Genomic DNA, 21321 nt, shown 5'->3' with positions numbered 1-21321 from the left:
AGGGTCGCCCTACGTGCGCCGGGGCTGGGTTTTCATGATTGTTGCGTGCGCCTCGTGGTGACTGGGTTGCGGGTGTAGACGTGCCTCGGTTTCGCGAACTCGACGTTGTCGTTCTGTCGGCGTGTCGAGGTCCCCCAACGTCGAGTTGGTGAGTGCGGAGCTTGACCCTTGTGGGACTGCCTGTGATCGCGGCCGGGTGTCTCGCGCATCGAGTGCGGAAAAATCCCGCATCTCAGGGTCTGTCGTACTGGGCTGGGGTCTGTTTCGAAGTCCCACGTGGATGAGAGTTGGGCTCGGCTATCGCCGGGTGGGACTTCGAAACAGACCCCTAGGCGCTGGTGAACAGTCGCCAGGTGCCGAGCGCGAGGCTGCCGCCGGTGGCCGCCGAGGCGAGCAGGATTGCCAGCAACAGCAGCAAAAGGTCGGCGAGGCCGATGGTCTGCCGGCGCGCATATGTGCGAGCCTGGCGCGCGTCGAAGCCGCGCGCGTCCATCGCGGCGGCGATCCGGCTGGCGCGCCGGATCGCACCGACCAGCAGGGTGAAAACGCGACCGCCGAAGAGCCGGGCGGCGACCACCGGATTTCCGTTGGCCGCTACGCCGCGCGCTCGGCGAGCGAGGCCGATGGTGTGCCATTCCGTTGTCAGCAAAGGTAACAACCGCAGCGCCGCGAGTGCCCCGTACGCGAACCGTGCCGGCGCGCGCAGTTGCTGCACCAGCGAGTCGGCGAGATCGGTCGGGTCGGTCGTCGACAGCATGAGTACGCCTGGCAGCGCGACGGCGACGACGCGCAGGGCCAGCGCGCCACCGACCTGCCAGCCGCCAGGACTGCCGAAGAGCGCGTTGGCGACGCCGATCGACAGCGCGCCGACCAGCAACACGACCGTACGCTTTGCCAGTGTTGCGGCCGAAAGTCCGGTCAGCGGCAACGCCAGCAGGCAGCCGGCCAACAACACCGCCGGCGTGACCGGATCGCCGGCCGCCAGCGCCGCCGCCGCGACGACCAGCCCGGCGGCCAGCTTGACGACCGGGTTGCGGCGTCCCAGGTACGCGGCGGTCATGCCGGCGACAATCGTCCGGCGGACATCCACAGCACCCGGTCGGCCAACGCATCGGTGAACGCGGTGTCGTGCGTGATCACCGCGATCCCGACGCCGTCTTTTCGCAGGCTGTCCAGCATTTCCACCAGCTCGGTCCAGGTCCGACGGTCCTGGCCGAAGGTCGGCTCGTCCAGGATCAGCAGCGCCGGAGCGGCCACCAACGCGGTCGCCACCGACAGCCTGCGCTGCTCGCCACCGGACAGTGTGAACGGGTTCGCCGCCGCCAGCCGGTCCAGCCGCAGCCGCTCCAACAACTCGTCGGCGCGCGCGTTTTCCTTCGTACGCAACAGCAACTCGTCGCGTACCCGGCCGGTCAGGAACTGGTGCTCCGGATCCTGGAAAACGGCTCCAATCCGGCCGGCGAGGTCGGTGGCCTTCCACCGCCATGGCGGCCGACGATCGGCACCGGACAGCGCGGAGGTGCCTTCTACGCGACCGGATTCCGGCCGCACCAACCCGCCGAGCACGCGCGCGAGCGTCGTCTTGCCAGCGCCGTTCGGACCGGTGATGGCGGCGACCTCCGCCGCGGCGAGCTGGACGGACGCATCGTCCACAATGGACGGCACGCGTACGGATTCCGCGGTCAGCAACGGATTCCGCTCGATCGCGGTCGAGCGCCGGCGACCCACCGGCACACCGGGGACCCACACGCCGGCGGCGGTCAGCTCGTCACACCGCTCGGCGAGTACGCGCTCCGGCGAGCCGTCGGCCACGACACCGTCGGGGGAGATGACGACCAGCCGGTCGACCAGGTCCAGCGTCTCGGCGACGCGGTGCTCGACCAACACGAGGGTCGCGCCGGTCTGGGCGAGCACCGCGTCCACCGCCTTGCGAACGGCGGTCGCGCCGTCCGGGTCGATGTTGGCGGTCGGCTCGTCGAGCAGCAGCAAACCCGGTCGCTGCGCCAAAACCCCGGCCAGGGCGAGCCGCTGCTGCTCGCCACCGGACAACGCGGCCGTCGGCCAGTCGCGGTCGTAGCCGAAGCCGACCGTCTCCAGCGCGGCGTCGACGCGCGGCCAGATCCGGTCGGCCGCGACGGCCAGGTTTTCCAGGCCGAACGCGACATCGTCACCGCAGCGCGCCATCACCAGCTGACTTTCCGGATCCTGCTGGAGATAACCGACCGGCTCGCGGTGTTCGCGCGGATGCGCACCATCGATGTGCATGGTGCCTTCCTCGTCGCCGACCTCCGGGTCGAGTACGCCGGCGAGGCCGCGCAGCAACGTGCTCTTGCCCGCTCCGGAAGCGCCGAGCAGCAACACCCGCTCACCGGGCTGCACGGTCAGGTCGATGCCGCGTACCGCCCACGCCTTGCGGCCCGGATGCCGCCACCCCCAGCCGGCCAGCCGGATCTGTGCCGCCACCGGCTCAGACGCGGGCCTGGCGGCGGCCGCCGGCCAGCGCGGACAGCACGCCGGTCGCTCCGAGCGCGCGGGCCAGCAGCCACGACACCAGACCGGCCAGCACCAGGCCGCCGACCATGCACGACACCGCGTACGTGAGCTTGGCGCCGATCGTGAACTGCGGGTAGTACGTCGTCAGATCGACGATCGCACAGCCCAGGCCGCTGGCGGTGCCGGCCAGCAGAGCGGTCGGCAGCGAGTACGAGCGATAGCGGAAGGCGGCGAAGACGATCTCCGCGGCCAGCCCCTGCGCGAGACCGGACAGGATCGTGGCGAAGCCGTACTGGCCGCCGAGCAGCATCTCGACCAGCGAGCCGAGCAGCTCGGCGACGACCGCGGCGCCTGGCTTGCGCACGATCAGCGGCGCGAGCACCGCCGGGATGAACCACACACCGGAGAACACGCCGGTGAGCGGTGCGACCGCCTTGAGCGGTGCGGTGAGGACGCCGTTGGCGAAGCCCCAACCGAAGAACACGACGCCGAAGACGACGCCGACGACGGCCGTGACGACGATGTCGACGGTCCGCCAACGGAATGATGTGGACATTTGCGGTGCCTCCTTCTGGCTCGAAGGAGGAGTGCTGACGCTCACCCGTCGCCACGCGCCGCCGCGCGTGCGCGGCAGCACGTGGAAGCGGATGACTCGACTTCCTGCGCTGGCATTACCCAGATCAGGTCTGAGGGTCTGCGGTTTCCCGCACTCTCAGCGCGTCCGGCGCTCCCCTGTCGTACTGACCCGGCGACCGTAACACGATCGCCGGCCACCGGCCGTACACCCGCCGGAAACATCCCGTTTCTGGTGCACGGCCGCGGCGTACGTCCTGATCCGGCGCTGGAGGTACGCACCCAGGAGCTCAGCCGGTGCCTGGCCGGTCGCTACTGTTACCGCGTGTCGTCATCCACCACCGACGTGGAGAAGGCCGCTCCGGCCGAGCCGCCGCCGGCGCCCAGCCGCCCGTGGTCGCTGTACGCGCTGATCGCGGTCTGCCTGCTGATCGTCGTCTTCCGCGGCTTTTTCCTCGGTGCCTTCGACGCGCCGCTGATGCAGACCTGGGCCACCGTCTTCGTCTCGATCGTCGTGCAGGCGACGCCGTTCCTGGTGCTCGGTGTGCTGGTCAGCGCGGCGATCGCGGTCTTCGTACCACCCTCGTTCTTCGAGAAGGCGCTGCCGCGCAAGCCGGCGCTCGCGGTGCCAGTGGCCAGTGTCGCCGGGGTCATCCTGCCTGGTTGCGAGTGCGGCTCCGTACCGATCGCCGGCGGCCTGATCCGCCGTGGCGTGGCGCCGGCGGCGGCGCTCGCCTTCCTGCTCTCGGCGCCGGCGATCAACCCCGTCGTACTCGTCGCAACCGCGGTCGCCTTTCCCGGCCAGCCGAAGATGGTGCTGGCCAGGTTCGTCGGGTCGGTGCTGGTGTCGATCGCGATGGGCTGGCTGTGGCTGCGGCTGGGGCGTACGGAGTGGATCCGGATCCCACATCGGCCCGAGCTCACCGGTGTGCCGCGCTGGCATGCCTTTATGGAGGCGGCGCGCGCCGACTTCCTGCCGTCCGGTGGCTTTCTCGTCGTGGGTGCGCTCACCGCGGCGACGCTCAACGTGCTGGTGCCGCAGGAGATTCTTCGTACGATCGCCGACAATCCGGTGCTCGCGATCATCGGACTGGCGCTGCTCGCGGTCATCCTGTCGCTGTGCTCGGAGGCCGACGCGTTCGTCGCCGCGTCGTTGACGCAGTTCTCGCTCACCGCGCGGCTGGTGTTCCTCGTCGTCGGCCCCATGATCGACCTCAAGCTCTTCGCGATGCAGGCTGGCGCCTTCTCCCGCTCGTTCGCACTGCGCTTCGCGCCGGCCACCCTGGTGGTGGCCATCCTGATCGGCTCTGCGGTGGGATTGGTGCTGCTGTGATTTCCGAGGCTCGGAGCGTACTCCTGCTGCTCTTCGGCGGTGCGCTGCTGCGGATCAGCCTGACCGATGTCTATCTGCGATACGTCAAGGCCGGCGTGCGTCCGCTGCTCATCGCGGCCGGCGTCGTACTCGTCGTCATCGCCGTCGTGACGCTCGCCCGCGAGCTTTTCGGCCGCTACAAAGCCGCGCACGACCATGGTCATGGCCACGGGGGAGTGGTGGCCTGGCTGCTGGTGTTGCCGGTGCTGGCGATCTTCCTGGTCGGCCCGCCAGCCCTCGGCTCGTACGCCGCCGGCCGCTCCGGCACCGCCGTGACGCAAAAGTCGCAATATCCACCGCTGCCGGCCGGCGACCCGCTCGCCATGCCACTGATCGACTACGGCTCACGCGCCATCTGGGACTCCGGCCTGTCGCTGGCCAACCGCCGGATCAAGCTCACCGGCTTCGTCGTACCCCGCCCCGGCGGCGGCATCTGGCTGGCCCGCATGGTCCTCACCTGCTGCGCCGCCGACGCACGGCCGATCAAGGTGCTGATGCACGGAAACGTGCCGGGCGATCTGCCGGCGAACATGTGGCTGGAGGTGATCGGGAAGTACCAGCCTGGGCAGGACGCCGACCCGGTCAACACCGAGCCGATCCCGTATGTCTCGGTGATCTCGTACCGGCAGATCAAGGAGCCGGAAGAGGTGTACGAGTAGGGGGTGGGTTTAGGGGTTTTCTGGTTGTGGAGGTGGGTGGAGGTGGGTGGGTTTCTGGTTGTGGCGGGTGGGGAGTGGTTGGGTTTTCGCCTGCGCGGCGGGCGCTCCTGCGCTGAGGCGACCTGGTGATGGTGTGACTGCTGTGGCTGATAGTGCGGGTGAGGTGGCTCGGTTGCGTAATACTTGTTGAACAAGACATCAAAACCGACATTTGTTGCAGCCCGGCAGCCACAACGGCATTATCAGCCTCAATAGTCACACCCGCCACAGCCTGGGGGATCGCGGCGGCGTGAAAGCCTTGTTCCTTGCGTCCAACGCAAGTAACTCGACATTCATGCCATCAGCGAACCGTATAAGCCGGACATTCAGCGGTCCACATGCCGTCTCGTCCCACATACTGGACCTTCACGCCACCCATCGAGACGCCACCGCAGGGCCGGCGCCCCAGCCACAAACCGGACCACACCACCCACCCAACCGCACACGCGGCACCCAACCCAACCAACGACGGGACCCCGCGCGCCCCTCCCCTTGAGGTCGCCCTCCGCGCAGGAGCGCCCGCCGCGCAGGCGAAACCAACCACCCCCAAAACGCAACAAAAATGAGGCCGCACCACACCCCTCAAACGCGGCAACCAGAAAACCTGACCACCCTCAACGCAACCAGAAACCCAGCCAGCTCCAAACGCTAGCTCCGGCACCCAGCGCACTCACCGCAAAGCCCAAAAATGTCGAACGTGTGGCTCAACTGAGTGAATCCGTGCTCCTCGGCCACCTTGTCCACCCACCGCTCCGCCGGTGGGCCGTCGACCTCGACGGCTTTGCCGCAGTTGCGGCACACCAGGTGGTGATGGTGATGCTGGTTCTGGCCGCAACGCCGGTAAAGGTGCTCGCCGCCTGGTGGCCGCATCACGTCGATGTCGCCGGCGTCGGCCATTGACTGGAGGGTGCGATAGACGGTGGTCAGGCCGACGGCCTCGCCGCGTTCGGAGAGCAGGCGGTGCAGGTCCTGTGCACTGCGAAACTCGTCGGTCTCGGAGAGCAGTGCGGCCACCGCGCGGCGTTGGCGGGTGGCTCGGCCTGGTACGGCGCTGGTCATGTTGTCGGCCATCAGTGTATCTCCCCCGCGTGCGAGACCGCGTCGGCGACGATCTGTGCGACGTGGGCATCGGCCAGGGCGTACGCGATCTCTCGGCCGCGGCGTTCGGTCGTCACCAGTTTGGCGACACGCAGTACGCGCAGGTGCTGCGACACCAGCGGCTGCGGCGCGCCGAGCGCGGCGACCAGCTCGTGGACGCATTTTGGTCCGTCGGACAGCTCGGTGACGATCGCGATCCGGATCGGCGCGGCGAGTGACCGGAGCAGCTCGCCGGCCGCGGCGAAGTGGTGATACGTACCAGTATCCGCCGCGCGCGTCTCCTCTTGGACCGTCATGGCGACCACCGTAACGCATGTTCATATGCAGTGTTACGCATGCATCGCCCAGTGGCGTAAGTCACATGGTGATCGTACGACCACGGGTTTATCACAGAGTTCACAACCCAGCTCGTCCACTTTCGTGGCTTGTGTCGGGTTTTCGGCGCTCGGTGACCGTGATTGTTCACAAAGTTATCCGGACAACGCTGATCAATGCGACACTGAGGAAGCTTGCCCTCTTGTCGGATTTCGTCTGATTCGGCAAGGTAAATCCCGCAGTGCGTATGTCGGGTGCGCACCCCGCAGGACGAAGGAGAGTCGCCGGAGATGAAGTGCACCAGGATCCAGACGGTCCCGTCGGCGAGAGGGGTCTCGCTCGGATAGCCGACCCCGCACCGCCGCGACCGGCGGCCAGTCCTCCGTCCTCCTCTGCTGGACGGTGAACTGGCCGCCGTTTCGCCTGTTTGGTCCGGATGATCCTCCGAGATGTTGCGCTGAACACGCCGACAACGGAAACGACATCGGTTATGGTTTCCAAAGAAGTTGAAAATCAATGTCGTTTAGACCGTGGAGGATCCGGTGACTGTAGCCACGCAGAAGCGCCGCAGCATCGTCGCTGCCGCAAGCGTGCTGGTCGGACTGCTCGCTCTCACCGCCTGCGGCAGCGGTGGTACGACCCAGCAGACGGCGGGCAGCAAGCTGCTGGTGGTCGCCACCACGACCCAGGTCGCCGACTTCGCCCGCCAGGTCGGTGGTGCGCGCGTCGCGGTCACACAGATCCTCAAGCCAAACGTCGACCCGCACGACTACGACCCGTCGCCAGCCGACATCGCCGCCATCGGCAAGGCCAGGATCGTCGTGAAGAACGGCGTCGGCCTGGAGAAATGGCTCGACCAGACGATCTCGTCGGCCGGCTTCGAGGGCACGGTCGTGGACACCAGCGCCGGCGTGACGATCCGCAAGGGCAACGGCACCGACGAGGAGAAGGCCGGCGACCCGCACATCTGGCACAACCCGCTCAACGTCGTCACCATGTCGACCGACATCGAGAAGGCGTTCGAGAAGGCCGACCCGCAGGGCGCCACCGCATACCGCGCCAACCTCGGCGCGTACGTCAACAAGCTGAAGGCGCTGGACGCCGACATCACCAAGAAGATCGACAGCCTGCCGGCCAACGACCGCAAGCTGGTCACCAACCACGACGCCTTCGGCTACTACATCGACCGCTATCACCTGCAGTTCGTCGGCTCGGTGATCCCCAGCTTCGACACCTCCGCCGAGCTGTCCGGCAAGGACATCCAGGACCTGGTCGCCAAGATCAAGGCAACTGGCACCAAGGCGATCTTCTCGGAGAGCTCGCTGCCGCCGAAGACCGCGCAGACCATCGCGCAGGCCGCCGGGGTGAAGGTGGAGGCCGGCGAGGACTCTCTGTACGGTGACACTCTCGGCCCCGCGGGTTCCGCCGGCGCCACCTACCTGCAGATGGAAGCGCACAACACAGACGTGATCGTGAATGCCCTCAAATAACGAAGTCGCGCTGGAGTTCGACCGTGTCACGGTCGCGTACGGCTCCGTGCTCGCGCTCCAGGACGTGCACGGCGCCGTGCCGGCCGGCGAGGCGGTCGCGCTGGTCGGCCCCAACGGCGCCGGCAAGTCCACGCTGATCAAGGCCATCCTCGGCCTGGTCCCGGTGGCCCGCGGTGCGATCACCGTGCTCGGCCAGTCGCCGGCCGCCGCGCGCGGCAAGGTGGCGTATGTCCCGCAGGCCGACACGCTCGACGAGGACTTCCCGATCACCGCCGCCGGCGTCGTGCTGATGGGGCGCTATCGCCAGGTCGGCTGGCTGCGCCGGCCGGGCAAGACCGACAAGGCGATCGCCGCCGAGGCGCTGAAGCAGGTCGGTCTCGCCGACCGCGCCAAGGCACGCTTCGGCACGCTGTCCGGCGGCCAGCGCCAGCGCGTACTGCTCGCTCGCGCCATCGCCGCGCAGCCGAAGCTGCTGCTGCTCGACGAGCCGTTCAACGGCGTCGACGCGGTCAGCCAGGACGCTTTGCTGGCCGCGATTGAGAAACTCAAGACCGATGGTGCCGCCGTGGTGGTGAGTACGCACGATCTCGCGCTCGCGCACGTCGCGTGCGAAGAGGTTTGCCTGCTCAACAAACACCAGTTTGGCTTCGGCCCGCCGGACGCGACGCTGACGCCGGAGCTGTTGCAGGCCGCGTACGGTGGACACGCCCTGGAACTGCGTGGCGATCACGTGATCGTGTCACGGCCGTGAGCGCACTTCTCGTCGATCCGTTTTCGTTGCCGTTCATGGCACGTGCGCTGATCGAGCTGTGCATCCTCGGTGTGCTCGGTGGCGTCGTCAGCGCTTTCGTGTTGCTGCGTAAGCTCGCATTCGCCGCCGACACCTTGACACACACGGTTTTTCCCGGCGTGGTCATCGGTTTCGTGGTCGCGGGGGAGGGCGGCATCTTCGTCGGCGCACTGATCGCCGGCGTGCTCACCGCCGTCGCGCTGACCGTACTGACCGCCGCGCGGCGAGTGAGTTCGGACGCGGCATTGGCTGTGTTGCTGACGGCTATGTTCTCCATCGGTGTCGTCGTGGTGTCGCGACAGACCGAATACACCTCCGACCTGACGACGTTCCTGTTCGGCCACGTGCTCACGGTTTCCGCGCGGCAGCTGGTGGAAACCGCCGTGGTGGCCGCGATTGTCGTGCTGGTGCTGGCGATCATCGGCAAAGAGCTGGTTTTCCGGTCCTTCGACGCGGAAGGCGCGCGTGCCGCCGGCTATCCGGTCGGCGTACTCGACCTGATCCTCAACGTCATCGTGGCGCTGGTCGTCGTCGCCGCCGTGCAGGCGGTCGGCACGATTTTGGTGATCGCGTTGCTGGTGGTGCCGGCTGCCACCGCCCGGCTGATCAGCGACCGGCTGTCGCTGGTCGTCGCGATCGGCTGTGTCGTCGGTGTCGCCGGCGGATACGCCGGCCTTGTGACCAGCTATGGCGCCTCGGTTTTCGGTGGCGTACGACTCTCGTCCGGCGCGACCGTCGTCCTGGCTCTGGTCGTCGCGTACGTCCTCGCGCTCGCGTACGCGGGTGTGCGGCGGGTGGTGACGCGATGAGCTCCTACCTCGTCCGCGCGATCGTCGAGGTCGTCCTGGTCGGCGGGCTGGCCGGCGTCGTGGGCGTACACGTCGTGCTGCGGCGGCTGTCGTTTTTCACGATGGCCATGACACACGCGACTTTCCCCGGTGTGGTTGTCGCGGTGCTGATCGGCGCCAACCTCTATCTCGGCGGTGCCTTGGTCGGCCTGCTGGTGGCCGGCGCGGTGACTTTGTTGTCACGTAAGCAGGACAGCACCGCCGCGACCGGTGTCGTGTTGTCGGCCGGTTTTGCTTTGGGTGTCGCGTTGATGTCGGCGCAGGCCGGTTTTACCAAGGATCTGTCCGCATATCTGGTCGGCTCGGTGCTGACCGTCCAGGTCTCGGACGTGCTGACGACAGCGGTGATCGCGGCGCTCGTGTTGCTTGTTGTGGCCGCGTTGTTCAAGGAACTCGTCTTCGGCGCGTTCGACTCCGCCGGCATGCAGGCCGCCGGTTATCGGGTCGGGCTGCTCGACCTGCTCGTACTCGTGCTGGTCGAGGCCGTCGTCGTGACCGCGGTGCCAGCTGTCGGAACGATTCTGTCGGTCGCGCTCATCGTGGCGCCGGCCGCCGCGGCTCGACTGTGGACCGACCGGATCTGGGCCACGACCGCGATCGCGGTGGCGATCGGCGTCGGCAGCGGCCTCGGCGGCCTGCTGATTTCCAGCCTCTACAACGTGGCGGCCGGTGGTTCGATCACTTTGTTGGCAGCGCTGGCTTTCGTCGTCTCTCTGGTGGCCTCACCGCGCCATGGCCTGCTGGCGCGTCTGGTCGTACGCACTAGCAGCTGACGTCGTTTGAGGCGGTGTTCGGGTTGCTGATCGCCGGCTTGCCGGTGCCGGCCAGGTTGGTGGAGCAGATCAGCTCGACGCCGTAGGACGCGTTGATGGCGATCCGGTCCGTACGCTTGACGTTGACCAGGTTTCCGTTGCCGAGCGCGTCAATCGTCAGCGAGCCGGTCTGGTCGATGTCGACATTGTTGAAGGCGCTGGAAATGTCGACGCTCGCGCAGCTGCCGTGCAGGGTGATCCTGTTCTGACCGCCGCCGAGCGTGACGGCGTTGTTGTCGCAGGTGATGGTCTCCTGGACGCTCAGATCGGTGATCGTCACCGGCGTGCCGGCCGGCGGGTTGAGGTCGGGTTTCTTCGGCAGAGCCGAGGCGCTGGTGAACGGGTTGGGGTCGCCTTTCGAGCTGCTGGTGGCGGGTTTGCCGAGCGCACCGCAACCCGACAGTGCGGCCGTGGCGACGACCACGACCAGCAGGATCCCGACCTCGCGGCGCATTGCCGACTCCTTTTGTCGCTGTTTCTTTGTGCGACCGGAGTCTTCTCGCGCCTTCTTACGTCGCGGTATGTCAGCCGCGGTGAGCGCCGGGTCGGCGGGAGGCGACCGTCGAGCGGGACCGTACGACCACCGCGGCCAGGGCCGTCGTGATCGGCACGGACAGCACCAGAGCGATCGCGCCGACCAGGCTGCGTACCAGCTCCACCGCCACCTGGTCGCCGGTCAGCACCAAACCCAGTGGCTGCTTGGAAATCGTGATCAGCAACATGATCGGCAGCGCGGAGCCGGCGTAGGCGAGCACCAGCGTGTAGACCGCCGACGCGATGTGGTCGCGGCCGATTCGCATGCCGAGCGCGAAAAGCCGGCGACCGCTCGCGGCCGGGTCGGTGTCGGCCATCGTCCACACCGCGGAGGCCTGCGTGACCGTGACGTCGTTGAGTACGCCGAGCGCGCCGACCAGGAAACCGCACAGGAGCAGGCCGGACACCGGTACGGATCCGGTCGCCACCTGCAGGGTTGCCGCGTCCTCACCGGAAAGTCCGGAGATGTGGGTGACCGCCACCGCGATCGCGGACAGGCCTGCGCTGATGAACAATCCAAGCAATGTCCCCAAAAGCGCGGTCGAGGTCTGTGCCGTACGGCCGTGCGCGAGGTAAAGCACGGCGAACAGGATCGCCGAGGACGCCACCAGACCGACCAGGACCGGTGAGCGTCCGGCCAACAACGCCGGGATCAGGAAGAAAACCAGGATCGCGACCGCGACGCCGATGCCGACCAGCGCCGCGAAACCTTTCCACCGCGCGACGGCGACGACAATGACCGCGAACAGCAGGGCGAGGACGATGAGCGCAGGTCCACGCGCGAAGTCGTTGAAGGAATAGACCGTGCCGCCGGCGGTCGTACGCGCCAAGGTGATCCGCTCGCCGGCCGACAGCAGTGGCGTGCCGGTGACGGCGCCGACCTCCACGGCGACGCGTTTGCCGGCGTCCGGTCCGCTGGTGACCTGGACGGTGGCCTTCTGGCACTGACCGGATGCCTGGCCTGGCGTACCGCTGCCGGGACAGGTCTCGGTCGACACCGCGGCGACCGTGCCGTCGACGATGATCGCCTGTCCGGTGACGAACGGCTGGTATTGCTGCGGCACGCCGACGTGTACGCCGCCGTACGGATAGAGCAGCAACAGGCCGACGACCGTCGCGAGTGCGATCGGCAGCAGCGTCCCCCAGAGGATCAGCCGCGCGCGTTTGCTCGCCGGCGCGGCTTGCCCGTGTCCGTGGCCAGCTCCCACGCTCGACTCAGACCAGCTTGTAGACCGCGAAGCCGACGATGACCAGCAGCACGGCGAGCCGGATCAGCCGCTCGACCGGCGCGCGCTGATCCCAGCCGAGCAACAGCAGCCAGCCGACGAAGGCGGCGATGAGCAGCAACGGGATCGCGCCGACCAGGCCGGGACCGGCCAGGCCGAGGATGACCAGTGCCGCGAAGATGAGGATCAGCAGCAGCCGGGGGACACGGGACAGCCGCAGCGCGACACCGGCCGTCCGCTCCTGCATCGCGGCCCGCCATTCTGCCGACACGTGTGCCTCCCGTAATGTCAACTGCTGGTCACCATCCTCGCAGGAGGCAGTTTCTTGATCGTCGTCAGCCGGTTCCAGGTGGCACCGGACAGCGGGTTCGCGGCGCGGGCGCAGGCCGCGCTGCAGGCTTTCGCCGCCTGCACGGGGTTCGTACGCGGCCACCTCGGCCGCGCCGCCGACGACCCGCGGCTCTGGACGATCGTGACGCAGTGGGACAACGTCGGTGCCTTCCGCCGCGCGCTGTCGACGTACGACGTCAAGCTGCACGCCACTCCGCTGCTCGCCGAGGCGATGCCGGAGGCCGGTGCGTACGAGGTGCTGCTGACCGTCGAGGACGGACAGGTCACCGAGTCGGCGAGTGGTCTGGCCGCCGACGCCGGGACCGTACGCGTCGGCGAGGCCTCCGGTCCGGTTCATCCGGATTAGCCCGGGTCACTGGACGCCGACCCTAATTCGCTAGCCTTGTCAATCGAAGCAACGAACACTTGTAGTTGGTGTTCCGCCGACCGCCAGCCGGATGGAGAGAATCATGGCCGATCTCGTGGAAACTGTCGTCAGCCTCTGTAAGCGCCGGGGCTTCGTGTTCGCCTCCGGCGAGATCTACGGCGGCACGCGGTCGGCGTGGGACTACGGTCCACTCGGCGTCGAGCTGAAGGAGAACATCCGCCGGCAGTGGTGGCGTTCGATGGTCACCAGCCGCGATGACATCGTCGGCCTGGACTCCGCCGTGATCCTGCCCAAGGAGGTGTGGGTCGCCTCCGGCCACGTGGACACGTTCACCGATCCGCTGACCGAGTGCCAGTCGTGCCACAAGCGCTTCCGTGCCGACCATCTCGAGGAGGAGTTCGAGGAGCGCAAGGGCCGGCCGGCGGCCAACGGCCTCAAGGACATCCCGTGTCCCAACTGCGGCACCAAGGGCGCGTGGACCGAGCCGCGGATGTTCAACGGCATGCTGCGCACGTATCTCGGTGCCGTCGACGACGACTCCGGCCTGCATTACCTGCGACCGGAGACCGCACAGGGCATCTTCGTCAACTTCTCCAACGTGATGACCGCCGCGCGCAAGAAGCCGCCGTTTGGCATCGCGCAGACCGGCAAGAGCTTCCGCAACGAGATCACGCCGGGCAACTTCATCTTCCGCACACGCGAGTTCGAGCAGATGGAGATGGAGTTCTTCGTCGAGCCGGGCACCGACGAGAAGTGGCACCAATACTGGATCGACACGCGCACGGACTGGTATGTCGACCTCGGCATCACGCGCGACAACCTGCGGCATTATGAGCACCCGAAGGAAAAGCTGTCGCATTACTCGACGCGTACGGTCGACATCGAGTATCGCTTCCGGCTGGCCGGCTCGGAGTGGGGCGAGCTGGAGGGCATCGCCAACCGGACCGACTTCGACCTGTCGACGCACTCCAAGCACTCCGGCTCGGATCTTTCCTACTTCGACCAGGAAAAGAAGGCACGCTGGACGCCGTACGTCATCGAACCGGCCGCCGGCATGGGCCGCTCGATGATGGCGTTCCTGCTCGACGCGTACACCGAGGACAAGGCGCCCAACGCCAAGGGCGGCGAGGACGTACGCGTCTCCCTGCGCCTCGACCCCCGGCTCGCGCCGGTGAAGGCCGCCGTGCTTCCCTTGTCGCGCAACGCAGACCTGTCGCCCAAGGCCCGCGACCTGGCCGCCACACTGCGCAAACACTGGAACGTCGACTTCGACGACGCCGGCGCGATCGGCCGCCGCTATCGCCGCCAGGACGAAATCGGCACCCCGTACTGCGTCACCATCGACTTCGACACCCTCCAGGACGACGCGGTGACGATCCGGGAGCGAGACAAGATGACCCAGGAACGCGTCGCCATCTCGCAGGTCGAGTCCTACCTCGGCGGTCGGCTGGTCGGCTGTTGATTTTGGTTGTACGGGCCGGCTCTCTCTGTGGTTGGAGAGAGCCGGCTCTCTCTGTGGTTGGGGGGCGGTTCTCTATTGGTTGCGTTTAAGGTGGTGCGTTTTCTGGTTGTTGCGTTTTGGGGGTGGTTGGGTTTTCGCCTGCGCGGCGGGCGCTCCTGTGCGGAGGGCGACCTCAAGGGGAGGGGTGCGCGGGGTTTGGCTGTTGGTTGGGTTGGGTGCCGCGTGTGCGGTTGGGTGGTGTGGGGTGGCTGGGCGCCGGGCCTGCGTGGCGTCTCGATGGGAGGCGCGAGGGTCCAGTATGTGGGACGGAAAGGCGTGTGGAGCGCTAAATGTCCGACTTGTGAGGGTCGCGGATGGCATGAATGTCGAGTTCCTTGCGTTGGACGCAAGGAACAAGGCTTTCACGCCGCCGTGATCTCCGGAGGCCGTGACGGGTGTGACTACTGAGGCTGATAATGCTGCTGTGATAGCTCGCCTGTGACAGATGTCCGTTTTGATGTCTTGTTAAACAAGTATTACGCAGCCGATGCGCCTCACCCGCACTATCAGCCACAGCAGTCGTACCAGCACCACCCTGGACGCTGTGATGGCGTCCAGACCGACGGGTTGCTTCCCGCACGTGACCTGGCAAGCCCGGCAAAACCAGCCCCGCCCGCAACCGCCGTCCGCACCCCTCGTGCACACCGATTGGCGTTCCCGCGCCCCCTCCCTTGAGGTCGCCCTCCGCGCAGGAGCGCCCGCCGCGCAGGCGAAAAACCAACCACGCCACCCGCCGCAACAAAAAAGAGACGCAACCACCTCCCCAACGCAACAACCAGAAGCCCAGTCACTCTGGGGACCCTCAAACCGCCCATCTTTACCAACCTCACAACCAGAAACCACCCACCTCCACCACGGCACCAGGTGCTGCGCCCCTTTAGGACCGCAGCACCCGGACCGCGAACCTACTCCTCGCCGAAATACTCTCCGGCCATCCGCAACGACGCCTCCACCGTCTCAAACCCGCGCGGAAGCATCACGCTCTCATAATCCCCAACCGCCTCAACCAACGCCTTTTCGCCATGGCCAACCAAAACCAGCTGCTCAGCCAGCGTCTGAGCGTCGCGGAGTGCGGTGTTGGCGCCGACGCCGCCGGTTGGGGGCATGACGTGGATGGCGTCGCCGAGCAGGGTGACCGGGCCGGGCTGCCACGGTGAGACGCGTTCGGCGGCGCGGATGGTGATGGGGAAGAAGGACTCCGGGTCGGCGTTCCCGAAGAAGTCGCGTACGGTCTGGTGCCAGTCGGAGGTGGCCTCGAGGGTGATTTTCCAGAGTTCTTCCGGTGACAGCTGGAAAAGCGCGTCGTCGGTCAGGCCGAGCCGCTTCGGTGTGGCGGTGAGTACGGTCATCAGGTAGTCCGTCGCACCTTCGACCGGAGTCCGGAAGCGTACGGTCCCGAAGGCCGTGCCATAGCCGGTTTCGTCGGCGACCCAGGAAAAACCGCGGTCGAAGTCTTCCGGCACGAGCTTGTCGGTCGTCTCGTTCAGCGGCATCCGGCCATAGATGCACCGCACGCCGAGGTCTTTCTGGGTGGCGTCCGGCAGCATCTGCCGGCGTACGGCCGAGCCGACGCCGTCGGCCCCGACCAGGAGGTCGCCTTCGTCGCTGCTGCCGTCGGCGAAATTCACCCGTACGCGGCCGGAATCCACCTGGTAGCCGGTCAGTGTCCGTCCAAAGTGGATGGTGTCGTCGAGTCCGGTCAGCAACGCCTTGCGGAAGGCGTAACGGTCGACCGCGAAGATCGGCGGCTCGGAACCGTCGCTGACGCCCGGAAACTCCTGTGCCATCACCCGCTGCAGCTGGTGCGTGTAACCGGCGACGAGACCGGAGTTGTAGCGGCTGCCGGCGCTGGTCCGGCGGGCCAGTTCGAAGACCTCCGGCGGCAGGCAGGCCTCCAGCGCGGCGTTGCCGTTCATGTCGATGTGGATGCGGTAACCCTGGTTGCGTGCGCGAGCGGAGCCGCCCGCGACGCCGGCCGTACGCACAACCTCGTCGCGTTCGTAGACGACGACGTCCATGCCTTCGCGGCGCAGTGCGTGCGCGAGGGCGAGGCCGCCGATCCCGGCGCCGGCGATGATGATGCGGGGACTATTCGTTGCCATGACTGAAATCCTTTCGTGTGATGACGTCAGTATCACCTGTGGGGATGAGTTAGTCAACCATCTGTCAAATTAACTGTCGATCGGCTAGGGTTGACCTGTGAGTAGCGAAAGCCGCCGCAGTCCGACCGGCGAGGCACGGCAGCGGGACGCCGAGCGGAGCCGGCGGCTGATCCTGCAGGCCGCGGTCGCCGAGTTCTCCGCCAACGGCTTCGCCGGCGCCAGAGTGAGCCGGATCGCCGACCGCGCCGGCGTCAACAAGCAGCTGATTTCCTATTACTTCGGCGGAAAACAGGGCCTGTGGGAGGCGGTCAACGAAACCTGGTGGGCGGTCGCGCGCACGCTCTACCCAGAGCGCGCCCCCATCGCGGACGTCGTGACCAATTTCGCCAAAGGCGGCGCCGGCAACGCGTCGTCGATCCGGCTGCTCGTGTGGGAGTCGATCGGCGACTACGGCACGGGCGGTGAGCCGAAGGCGACCGAGATGCGTACGACGTGGATGCGCAACCACGTCGAAGACCTGCGCAAACGGCAGCAGACCGGTGAGCTGCCGGCCGACGTCGACCCGCGTGCGATCGCGCTGGCGTTCTTCGCGGCCGCCGCCGCACCGGCGCTGTTTCCGCCGATCGCCGAGGCGATGGGGATCGACGAGCCGCTCTCGACCGAGTCCGTGGAGTGGTACGCCGAGCAGCTCGGCCAGCTCGTACGGTCATTGGCCAGACCCTGACATCCGTCATGGCCCGGCCATGATGCCTGCTCTGCGAAACTGTCGGTGCCGGCCGGCAGTCTCAAGGCATGGCAATCACCACCGAGGTCCGTGAGACGGTCGCACCAGCCGTCCGGCTCACCGGGCTCACCAAGCGATATCGCGGCGTCACCGCCGTCGACGGGCTCGACCTGTCGCTGCCGGCCGGCGAGGTCGTCGCGCTGCTCGGCCCCAACGGCGCCGGCAAGTCCACCACCGTCGACATGATGCTCGGCCTGACCAGGCCGGACGCCGGCTCGATCACGCTGTTCGGCCGGTCCGTGCGGCAGGCCGCCGACGCCGGCATGGTCGGCGCGATGTTGCAAAACTCGCAGCTCGCCGACGACGTGACCGTACGCGAGCTGGTCGGCCTCTATGGCAGCTTTCACCGCCGGCCGCTGCCGGTGGCCGCCGCGCTCGACCGCGCCGGCATCGCCGACCTGGCCAAACGCCGCACGTCCAAGCTGTCCGGCGGCCAGAAGCAGCGCGTACGGTTCGCGCTGGCTATCGTCTCCGACCCGGAGCTGCTGGTGCTCGACGAGCCGACCGCGGCGATGGACGTGCAGACGCGGCGTGACTTCTGGGCCTCGATGCGGCGGCTCACCGGCAGCGGCCGGACCGTGCTCTTCGCGACCCATTATCTGGAGGAGGCCGACGAGTTCGCCGACCGGATCGTGCTGCTGCGCTCCGGCAAGGTGGTCGCCGACGGCACCGCCGCGCAGATCCGGTCGCTGGCCACCGGCCGCCGGCTGGAGGCCCGGCTGCCAGGCGCGACGCCGGCCCGGCTGGCCGCGCTGCCAGGCGTGGAGGAGGCCACCGTGGCCGGTGACCGCGTCACCTTGCGTTGCTCGGATTCCGACGCGGCACTGCGCGCGCTGCTGCCGGCCTTTCCGGAGGCCACCGACATCGAGATACGCAGCCTCGGCCTGGAAGAGGCCTTCCTGACCCTCACCGCGGAGGAGACGACATGAGCTGGCAGTACGTGTGGTTGGAGATCCGCCGAGTGCTGCGCGCGCCGCAGTTCGTGCTGCTCGGCATCGGCATCCCGGCGGTGATGTTCATGATCTTCGGACCGATCTACGGGTCGCAGCAGGCCGGTGGCTTGTCGGCGCTCAAATACATCATGGCCAGCATGGCGGCCTTCGGCGCGATGACCGCGTCGCTCAACGGGGGTTCGCGCGTCGCGTACGAGCGCCAGACCGGCTGGAACAGGCTGCTCCGGCTCACTCCGCTGCGGCCGTGGTCATACGTGTTGACCAGGCTGGTCGTCGCGCTGCTGATCTCGCTGCCGGTGATCCTGGTGGTCTACGCTCTCGGCGCCACCGTCGGTGGCATACGGATGTCGCTCACCACCTGGCTGACCAGCGTGGTCGCGCTGTGGCTCGGCACGATCCCGTTCGGCATCCTCGGCCTGTTCGTCGGCTTCCTGTCCACCGCGGCAGTCTCCGGCATGGTGTCCAGCGCGGTGTTCCTGCTGCTCAGCATGTTCGGCGGCCTGTGGTTTCCGGTCGAGATCATGCCGGCGTTCATGGCGACCATCGCCAGGTTCACTCCGTCGTACTGGCTCGGTGCGCTGGCGCGCGACCCGCTGTCCGGCGCCGGCATCAGCCCGCAGGCGGTGATCACGCTCTCGGCGTACACCGTGGTGATCGGACTGTTCGCGATGTGGGCCTACCGGCGGGATACTTCCCGTACATGACAGCGACCACGATCCGGCCTGACCCCGGCGGCTGCGAAGAGCCCGCCGGGGTCATCGGGATGCCGCTCAAGGATCGGCCCGGCTGGTGGCCGATCCACGGCCAGGCGCGCAGTGGCGTCGGCAGCGGCAAGTTCGGCTGGGTCTACGGCGCGATCTGGCAGGTCTATCTGCTGATCCCCGGCGCCTACCTCGTGACGGCGGACAGCGAGCCATGGAAGTGGATCGGGCTCGCCGCGCTGGCGATGTTCATGGTCCTCTACACCGCGACCTTCGCACTCAACCGGAGGTGGCATTCCCGGAAGCCGCTGGTCCCCGGCGAGCGCTGGCTGTCGATCATCGTGCTCACCGCGCTCGGTCTGCTCACCGTGCCGGCTGCTCACGTCGCCGGCCTCTACACACTGCTGTACGTGGCCGTCGCCGGCGTCGCGATGCTGTCCAGCCTGCAGGCGCTGGTGGTCGGTGTTGTCACGATCGGCGGTGGCGCGCTGATCGGCTGGTGGGCCGGCTTCGACGGTTGGGAGTTCATGCCACTCATGGCGGCCTCGGCCACCTTCGGCATGTGGGGTGTCGGCAAGGTCCTGCAGCAGTCGGCCGCACTGCGCCGAGCCAACGAACAGATCGCCGAGCTGGCCATCAGCGAGGAACGGGCCAGGCTGGCGCGCGACCTGCACGACGTGCTCGGCCACTCGTTGACCGTGATCTCGGTGAAGGCCGAGCTGGCCAGCCGGTTGTCCGAGGTCGACCCGGTGCGGGCCGGCCACGAGATCGCCGACGTGCACCGGCTGGCCAGAGACGCGCTCGCCGACGTGCGTACGACCGTCGCCGGCTACCGTGAGGGCTCGCTGGCCGCGGAGCTGGCCGGTGCGCGCGCCGCGCTGGCCGCCGCCGGGATCGAGGCCGAGCTGCCGTCCGGCGCCGACCAGGTGGCCGGCGCGCGACGGGCGCTGTTCGGCTGGACGCTGCGCGAAGGAGTGACAAACGTGGTGAGGCACAGCGGCGCTGGCACCTGCCGGGTCACGCTGACCGCCGACAGCATCGAGGTCGCCGACGACGGCGTCGGTCCGTCAGAGGCCAGCTCCGACGGACACGGCCTGATCGGCCTGGCCGAGCGGGTCGAGGCCGCCGGCGGCAGGCTCGCCGTCGGCCGAGCGCCGGAAGGCGGCTTCCTGCTCAGGGTCACCGCCGCATGAGCGACATCAAGGTCCTGCTGGCCGACGACCAGCAGCTCGTCCGAGGTGCGCTGGCCGCGCTGCTCGACCTGGAGTCCGACATCCGGGTGGTCGCCGAGGTCGGCCGGGGCGACGAGGTCGTCGACGCGGCCCGGCGTACGCGTCCGGACGTGGCCCTGCTCGACGTCGAAATGCCAGGCCTGGACGGCATCTCCGCCAGCAAGGCGCTGCGCGCGGCGGTGCCGTCGTGCAAGGTGCTGATCGTCACGACCTTCGGCCGTCCCGGCTATCTGCGCCGCGCGATGGAGTCCGGTGCGAGCGGCTTCGTCGTCAAGGACACGCCGGCGCGCGAGCTGGCCGACGCCGTACGCCGCGTGATGAGCGGCCTGCGCGTCGTCGATCCGTCGCTGGCCGCGGAAAGCCTGGCCACCGGCCAGAGTCCGCTCACCACGCGCGAGGCCCAGGTGCTGCGGTCCGCGCGCGACGGCGGCACGGTCGCCGACCTCGCGCACCAGCTGGGGCTGAGCGAGGGGACCGTACGCAACCACCTGTCGTCGGCGATCGGCAAGACGGGCGCGCGTACGCGTGCGGAGGCGGTGCGGCTGGCAGAGGAAAACGGCTGGCTGCTCGGCGCCGGCGCGTCCTGACCCCACCGCGAGGGTGACGTTTTGGTGGTGCTGGCGACCAGCTCCGGTGGTGGTGAGGCGGTGGGCGGGGCTGGGTCTCCGGGCTTGCTCGTTCTCGCCGACGGGGAGAACGAGCAAGCCAGGTCACGTTTTGGAAGCAACCCGTCGGTCTGGATGCCAACGGTCGGGCTGTAACGCTAAATGACCGTCTTGTCGGTTTGTCTTTTGGTAGTAGGGACCCCTCACGTGCGTCTGACGCATGTATGGGGGCCATGCGAACATTGAGTGGCGGTCGGGGTGGTGCTGGTGTGACTGGTGTGGCTGATAATGCCGGTGAGGCGGGCCGACTGCGTAATACTTGTTTAACAAGACATCAAATCGGACATCTGCACAGGTCGGCAGTCACAAACAGCATTGCCAGTCTCACTAGTCACAGCCTCTGGTAATCGCGGTGGACTTCACAAAATGGACATTTAGCGCTCCACATGCCTCTGGATCCCACATAATGGACCGTC

Annotated in this window: 22 protein-coding genes and 1 riboswitch; of the genes, 13 read left to right on the top strand and 9 right to left on the bottom strand. The window is 67.7% G+C overall.

All coding sequences use genetic code 11. The features are described 5' to 3' along the window. Positions 1–328 precede the first annotated feature (328 nt). The 3 genes from GNX95_RS14425 to GNX95_RS14415 are packed head-to-tail and all read right to left on the bottom strand — an operon-like array spanning position 329 to position 3049. Entirely contained in the window at positions 329–1060 is a 732-nt protein-coding gene (locus tag GNX95_RS14425; RefSeq protein ID WP_163507579.1) for an energy-coupling factor transporter transmembrane component T family protein, read from the bottom strand. Next, a complete protein-coding gene (locus GNX95_RS14420) occupies positions 1057–2463 on the bottom strand; it encodes an ABC transporter ATP-binding protein (protein WP_222853573.1) in 1407 nt (468 codons plus the stop codon). The genes GNX95_RS14425 and GNX95_RS14420 overlap by 4 nt, the downstream gene beginning before the upstream one ends. Positions 2464–2467: 4 nt before the next feature. Next, complete coding sequence (locus tag GNX95_RS14415; RefSeq protein WP_163507578.1) at positions 2468–3049, bottom strand: ECF transporter S component; 582 nt, start codon at positions 3047–3049, stop codon at positions 2468–2470. 84 nt (positions 3050–3133) lie between these two features. Further along, a riboswitch (TPP riboswitch) is annotated at positions 3134–3237 on the bottom strand. Between the two features lie 229 nt (positions 3238–3466). Here GNX95_RS14415 and GNX95_RS14410 point away from each other — a divergent pair. Next, positions 3467–4399 carry a permease gene (locus GNX95_RS14410; RefSeq protein WP_425483897.1) on the top strand — a complete coding sequence of 311 codons (933 nt, stop codon included), beginning with the start codon at positions 3467–3469 and terminating at the stop codon, positions 4397–4399. Then, positions 4396–5097 carry a TIGR03943 family putative permease subunit gene (locus GNX95_RS14405; RefSeq protein WP_163507577.1) on the top strand — a complete coding sequence of 234 codons (702 nt, stop codon included), beginning with the start codon at positions 4396–4398 and terminating at the stop codon, positions 5095–5097. Before GNX95_RS14410 ends, GNX95_RS14405 begins: the two co-directional genes overlap by 4 nt. A 687-nt stretch (positions 5098–5784) precedes the next feature. Here GNX95_RS14405 and GNX95_RS14400 read toward each other — a convergent pair. Both GNX95_RS14400 and GNX95_RS14395 read right to left on the bottom strand, forming a co-directional pair. Continuing rightward, entirely contained in the window at positions 5785–6207 is a 423-nt protein-coding gene (locus GNX95_RS14400; RefSeq protein WP_246281595.1) for a Fur family transcriptional regulator, read from the bottom strand. Beyond that, a complete protein-coding gene (locus tag GNX95_RS14395) occupies positions 6207–6530 on the bottom strand; it encodes an ArsR/SmtB family transcription factor (RefSeq protein WP_163507576.1) in 324 nt (107 codons plus the stop codon). Before GNX95_RS14395 ends, GNX95_RS14400 begins: the two co-directional genes overlap by 1 nt. Positions 6531–7091: 561 nt before the next feature. Here GNX95_RS14395 and GNX95_RS14390 point away from each other — a divergent pair. Genes GNX95_RS14390 through GNX95_RS14375 form a run of 4 tightly spaced genes read left to right on the top strand, consistent with a single transcriptional unit; the run spans position 7092 to position 10450 of the window. After that, positions 7092–8039 (top strand): metal ABC transporter substrate-binding protein, encoded by a 948-nt coding sequence (locus GNX95_RS14390; RefSeq protein WP_163507575.1) that lies wholly within the window; start codon positions 7092–7094, stop codon positions 8037–8039. Then, positions 8026–8790: a metal ABC transporter ATP-binding protein gene (locus GNX95_RS14385; protein WP_163507574.1), complete on the top strand. Its 765-nt coding sequence runs from the start codon at positions 8026–8028 to the stop codon at positions 8788–8790. The genes GNX95_RS14390 and GNX95_RS14385 overlap by 14 nt, the downstream gene beginning before the upstream one ends. Next, the gene (locus tag GNX95_RS14380; protein WP_222853572.1) at positions 8787–9638 is read left to right on the top strand and encodes a metal ABC transporter permease; all 852 of its coding nucleotides are present in this window, start codon (positions 8787–8789) and stop codon (positions 9636–9638) included. The genes GNX95_RS14385 and GNX95_RS14380 overlap by 4 nt, the downstream gene beginning before the upstream one ends. After that, positions 9635–10450: a metal ABC transporter permease gene (locus tag GNX95_RS14375; RefSeq protein WP_163507573.1), complete on the top strand. Its 816-nt coding sequence runs from the start codon at positions 9635–9637 to the stop codon at positions 10448–10450. Before GNX95_RS14380 ends, GNX95_RS14375 begins: the two co-directional genes overlap by 4 nt. On the opposite strand, the gene GNX95_RS14370 is transcribed toward GNX95_RS14375, so the two are convergent. From GNX95_RS14370 to GNX95_RS14360, 3 genes are all read right to left on the bottom strand, one after another. After that, a complete protein-coding gene (locus GNX95_RS14370; RefSeq protein ID WP_163507572.1) occupies positions 10440–10943 on the bottom strand; it encodes a DUF3060 domain-containing protein in 504 nt (167 codons plus the stop codon). The genes GNX95_RS14375 and GNX95_RS14370 overlap by 11 nt on opposite strands. A 70-nt stretch (positions 10944–11013) precedes the next feature. Beyond that, on the bottom strand, positions 11014–12231 hold the full coding sequence (locus GNX95_RS14365) for a YibE/F family protein (protein WP_163507571.1): 1218 nt from the start codon (positions 12229–12231) through the stop codon (positions 11014–11016). 7 nt (positions 12232–12238) lie between these two features. Next, entirely contained in the window at positions 12239–12520 is a 282-nt protein-coding gene (locus GNX95_RS14360) for a DUF6703 family protein (RefSeq protein WP_163507570.1), read from the bottom strand. Positions 12521–12574: 54 nt separating this feature from the next. Between GNX95_RS14360 and GNX95_RS14355 the strand changes: the two genes are divergently transcribed. Beyond that, positions 12575–12946, top strand: coding sequence for an antibiotic biosynthesis monooxygenase family protein (locus tag GNX95_RS14355; RefSeq protein ID WP_163507569.1), 372 nt, complete (start codon positions 12575–12577; stop codon positions 12944–12946). A 103-nt stretch (positions 12947–13049) separates the two neighbouring features. Beyond that, complete coding sequence (locus tag GNX95_RS14350; protein WP_163507568.1) at positions 13050–14429, top strand: glycine--tRNA ligase; 1380 nt, start codon at positions 13050–13052, stop codon at positions 14427–14429. 944 nt (positions 14430–15373) lie between these two features. Here GNX95_RS14350 and GNX95_RS14345 read toward each other — a convergent pair. After that, positions 15374–16570, bottom strand: coding sequence for an FAD-dependent oxidoreductase (locus GNX95_RS14345; RefSeq protein WP_163508059.1), 1197 nt, complete (start codon positions 16568–16570; stop codon positions 15374–15376). A gap of 97 nt (positions 16571–16667) precedes the next feature. Here GNX95_RS14345 and GNX95_RS14340 point away from each other — a divergent pair, with 97 nt between their 5' ends. The 5 genes from GNX95_RS14340 to GNX95_RS14320 all read left to right on the top strand — a co-directional run bounded on the left by GNX95_RS14340 (position 16668) and on the right by GNX95_RS14320 (position 20827). Next, positions 16668–17294: a TetR/AcrR family transcriptional regulator gene (locus tag GNX95_RS14340; RefSeq protein ID WP_163507567.1), complete on the top strand. Its 627-nt coding sequence runs from the start codon at positions 16668–16670 to the stop codon at positions 17292–17294. A gap of 68 nt (positions 17295–17362) precedes the next feature. Further along, complete coding sequence (locus GNX95_RS14335) at positions 17363–18283, top strand: ABC transporter ATP-binding protein (protein WP_163507566.1); 921 nt, start codon at positions 17363–17365, stop codon at positions 18281–18283. After that, positions 18280–19011 carry an ABC transporter permease gene (locus GNX95_RS14330; RefSeq protein WP_163507565.1) on the top strand — a complete coding sequence of 244 codons (732 nt, stop codon included), beginning with the start codon at positions 18280–18282 and terminating at the stop codon, positions 19009–19011. The genes GNX95_RS14335 and GNX95_RS14330 overlap by 4 nt, the downstream gene beginning before the upstream one ends. After that, positions 19008–20201, top strand: coding sequence for a sensor histidine kinase (locus GNX95_RS14325; RefSeq protein WP_246281594.1), 1194 nt, complete (start codon positions 19008–19010; stop codon positions 20199–20201). The genes GNX95_RS14330 and GNX95_RS14325 overlap by 4 nt, the downstream gene beginning before the upstream one ends. Further along, positions 20198–20827: a response regulator transcription factor gene (locus tag GNX95_RS14320; protein WP_163507564.1), complete on the top strand. Its 630-nt coding sequence runs from the start codon at positions 20198–20200 to the stop codon at positions 20825–20827. The genes GNX95_RS14325 and GNX95_RS14320 overlap by 4 nt, the downstream gene beginning before the upstream one ends. Positions 20828–21321 lie beyond the last annotated feature (494 nt).

It is taken from the genome of Fodinicola acaciae (genome assembly GCF_010993745.1).
GTDB lineage: Bacteria > Actinomycetota > Actinomycetes > Mycobacteriales > HKI-0501 > Fodinicola > Fodinicola acaciae.
This window is presented reverse-complemented; position numbering and strand designations above follow the sequence as displayed.

What these genes read in the sequence shown, in the direction of transcription:
- GNX95_RS14425 (WP_163507579.1), bottom strand. Translation starts at nt 1,060, where the DNA reads ATGACCGCCGCGTACCTGGGACGCCGCAACCCGGTCGTCAAGCTGGCC.
- GNX95_RS14415 (WP_163507578.1), bottom strand. Translation starts at nt 3,049, where the DNA reads ATGTCCACATCATTCCGTTGGCGGACCGTCGACATCGTCGTCACGGCC.
- GNX95_RS14400 (WP_246281595.1), bottom strand. Translation starts at nt 6,207, where the DNA reads ATGGCCGACAACATGACCAGCGCCGTACCAGGCCGAGCCACCCGCCAA.
- GNX95_RS14395 (WP_163507576.1), bottom strand. Translation starts at nt 6,530, where the DNA reads ATGACGGTCCAAGAGGAGACGCGCGCGGCGGATACTGGTACGTATCAC.
- GNX95_RS14385 (WP_163507574.1), top strand. Translation starts at nt 8,026, where the DNA reads ATGCCCTCAAATAACGAAGTCGCGCTGGAGTTCGACCGTGTCACGGTC.
- GNX95_RS14375 (WP_163507573.1), top strand. Translation starts at nt 9,635, where the DNA reads ATGAGCTCCTACCTCGTCCGCGCGATCGTCGAGGTCGTCCTGGTCGGC.
- GNX95_RS14370 (WP_163507572.1), bottom strand. Translation starts at nt 10,943, where the DNA reads ATGCGCCGCGAGGTCGGGATCCTGCTGGTCGTGGTCGTCGCCACGGCC.
- GNX95_RS14350 (WP_163507568.1), top strand. Translation starts at nt 13,050, where the DNA reads ATGGCCGATCTCGTGGAAACTGTCGTCAGCCTCTGTAAGCGCCGGGGC.
- GNX95_RS14345 (WP_163508059.1), bottom strand. Translation starts at nt 16,570, where the DNA reads ATGGCAACGAATAGTCCCCGCATCATCATCGCCGGCGCCGGGATCGGC.
- GNX95_RS14335 (WP_163507566.1), top strand. Translation starts at nt 17,363, where the DNA reads ATGGCAATCACCACCGAGGTCCGTGAGACGGTCGCACCAGCCGTCCGG.
- GNX95_RS14330 (WP_163507565.1), top strand. Translation starts at nt 18,280, where the DNA reads ATGAGCTGGCAGTACGTGTGGTTGGAGATCCGCCGAGTGCTGCGCGCG.
- GNX95_RS14325 (WP_246281594.1), top strand. Translation starts at nt 19,008, where the DNA reads ATGACAGCGACCACGATCCGGCCTGACCCCGGCGGCTGCGAAGAGCCC.
- GNX95_RS14320 (WP_163507564.1), top strand. Translation starts at nt 20,198, where the DNA reads ATGAGCGACATCAAGGTCCTGCTGGCCGACGACCAGCAGCTCGTCCGA.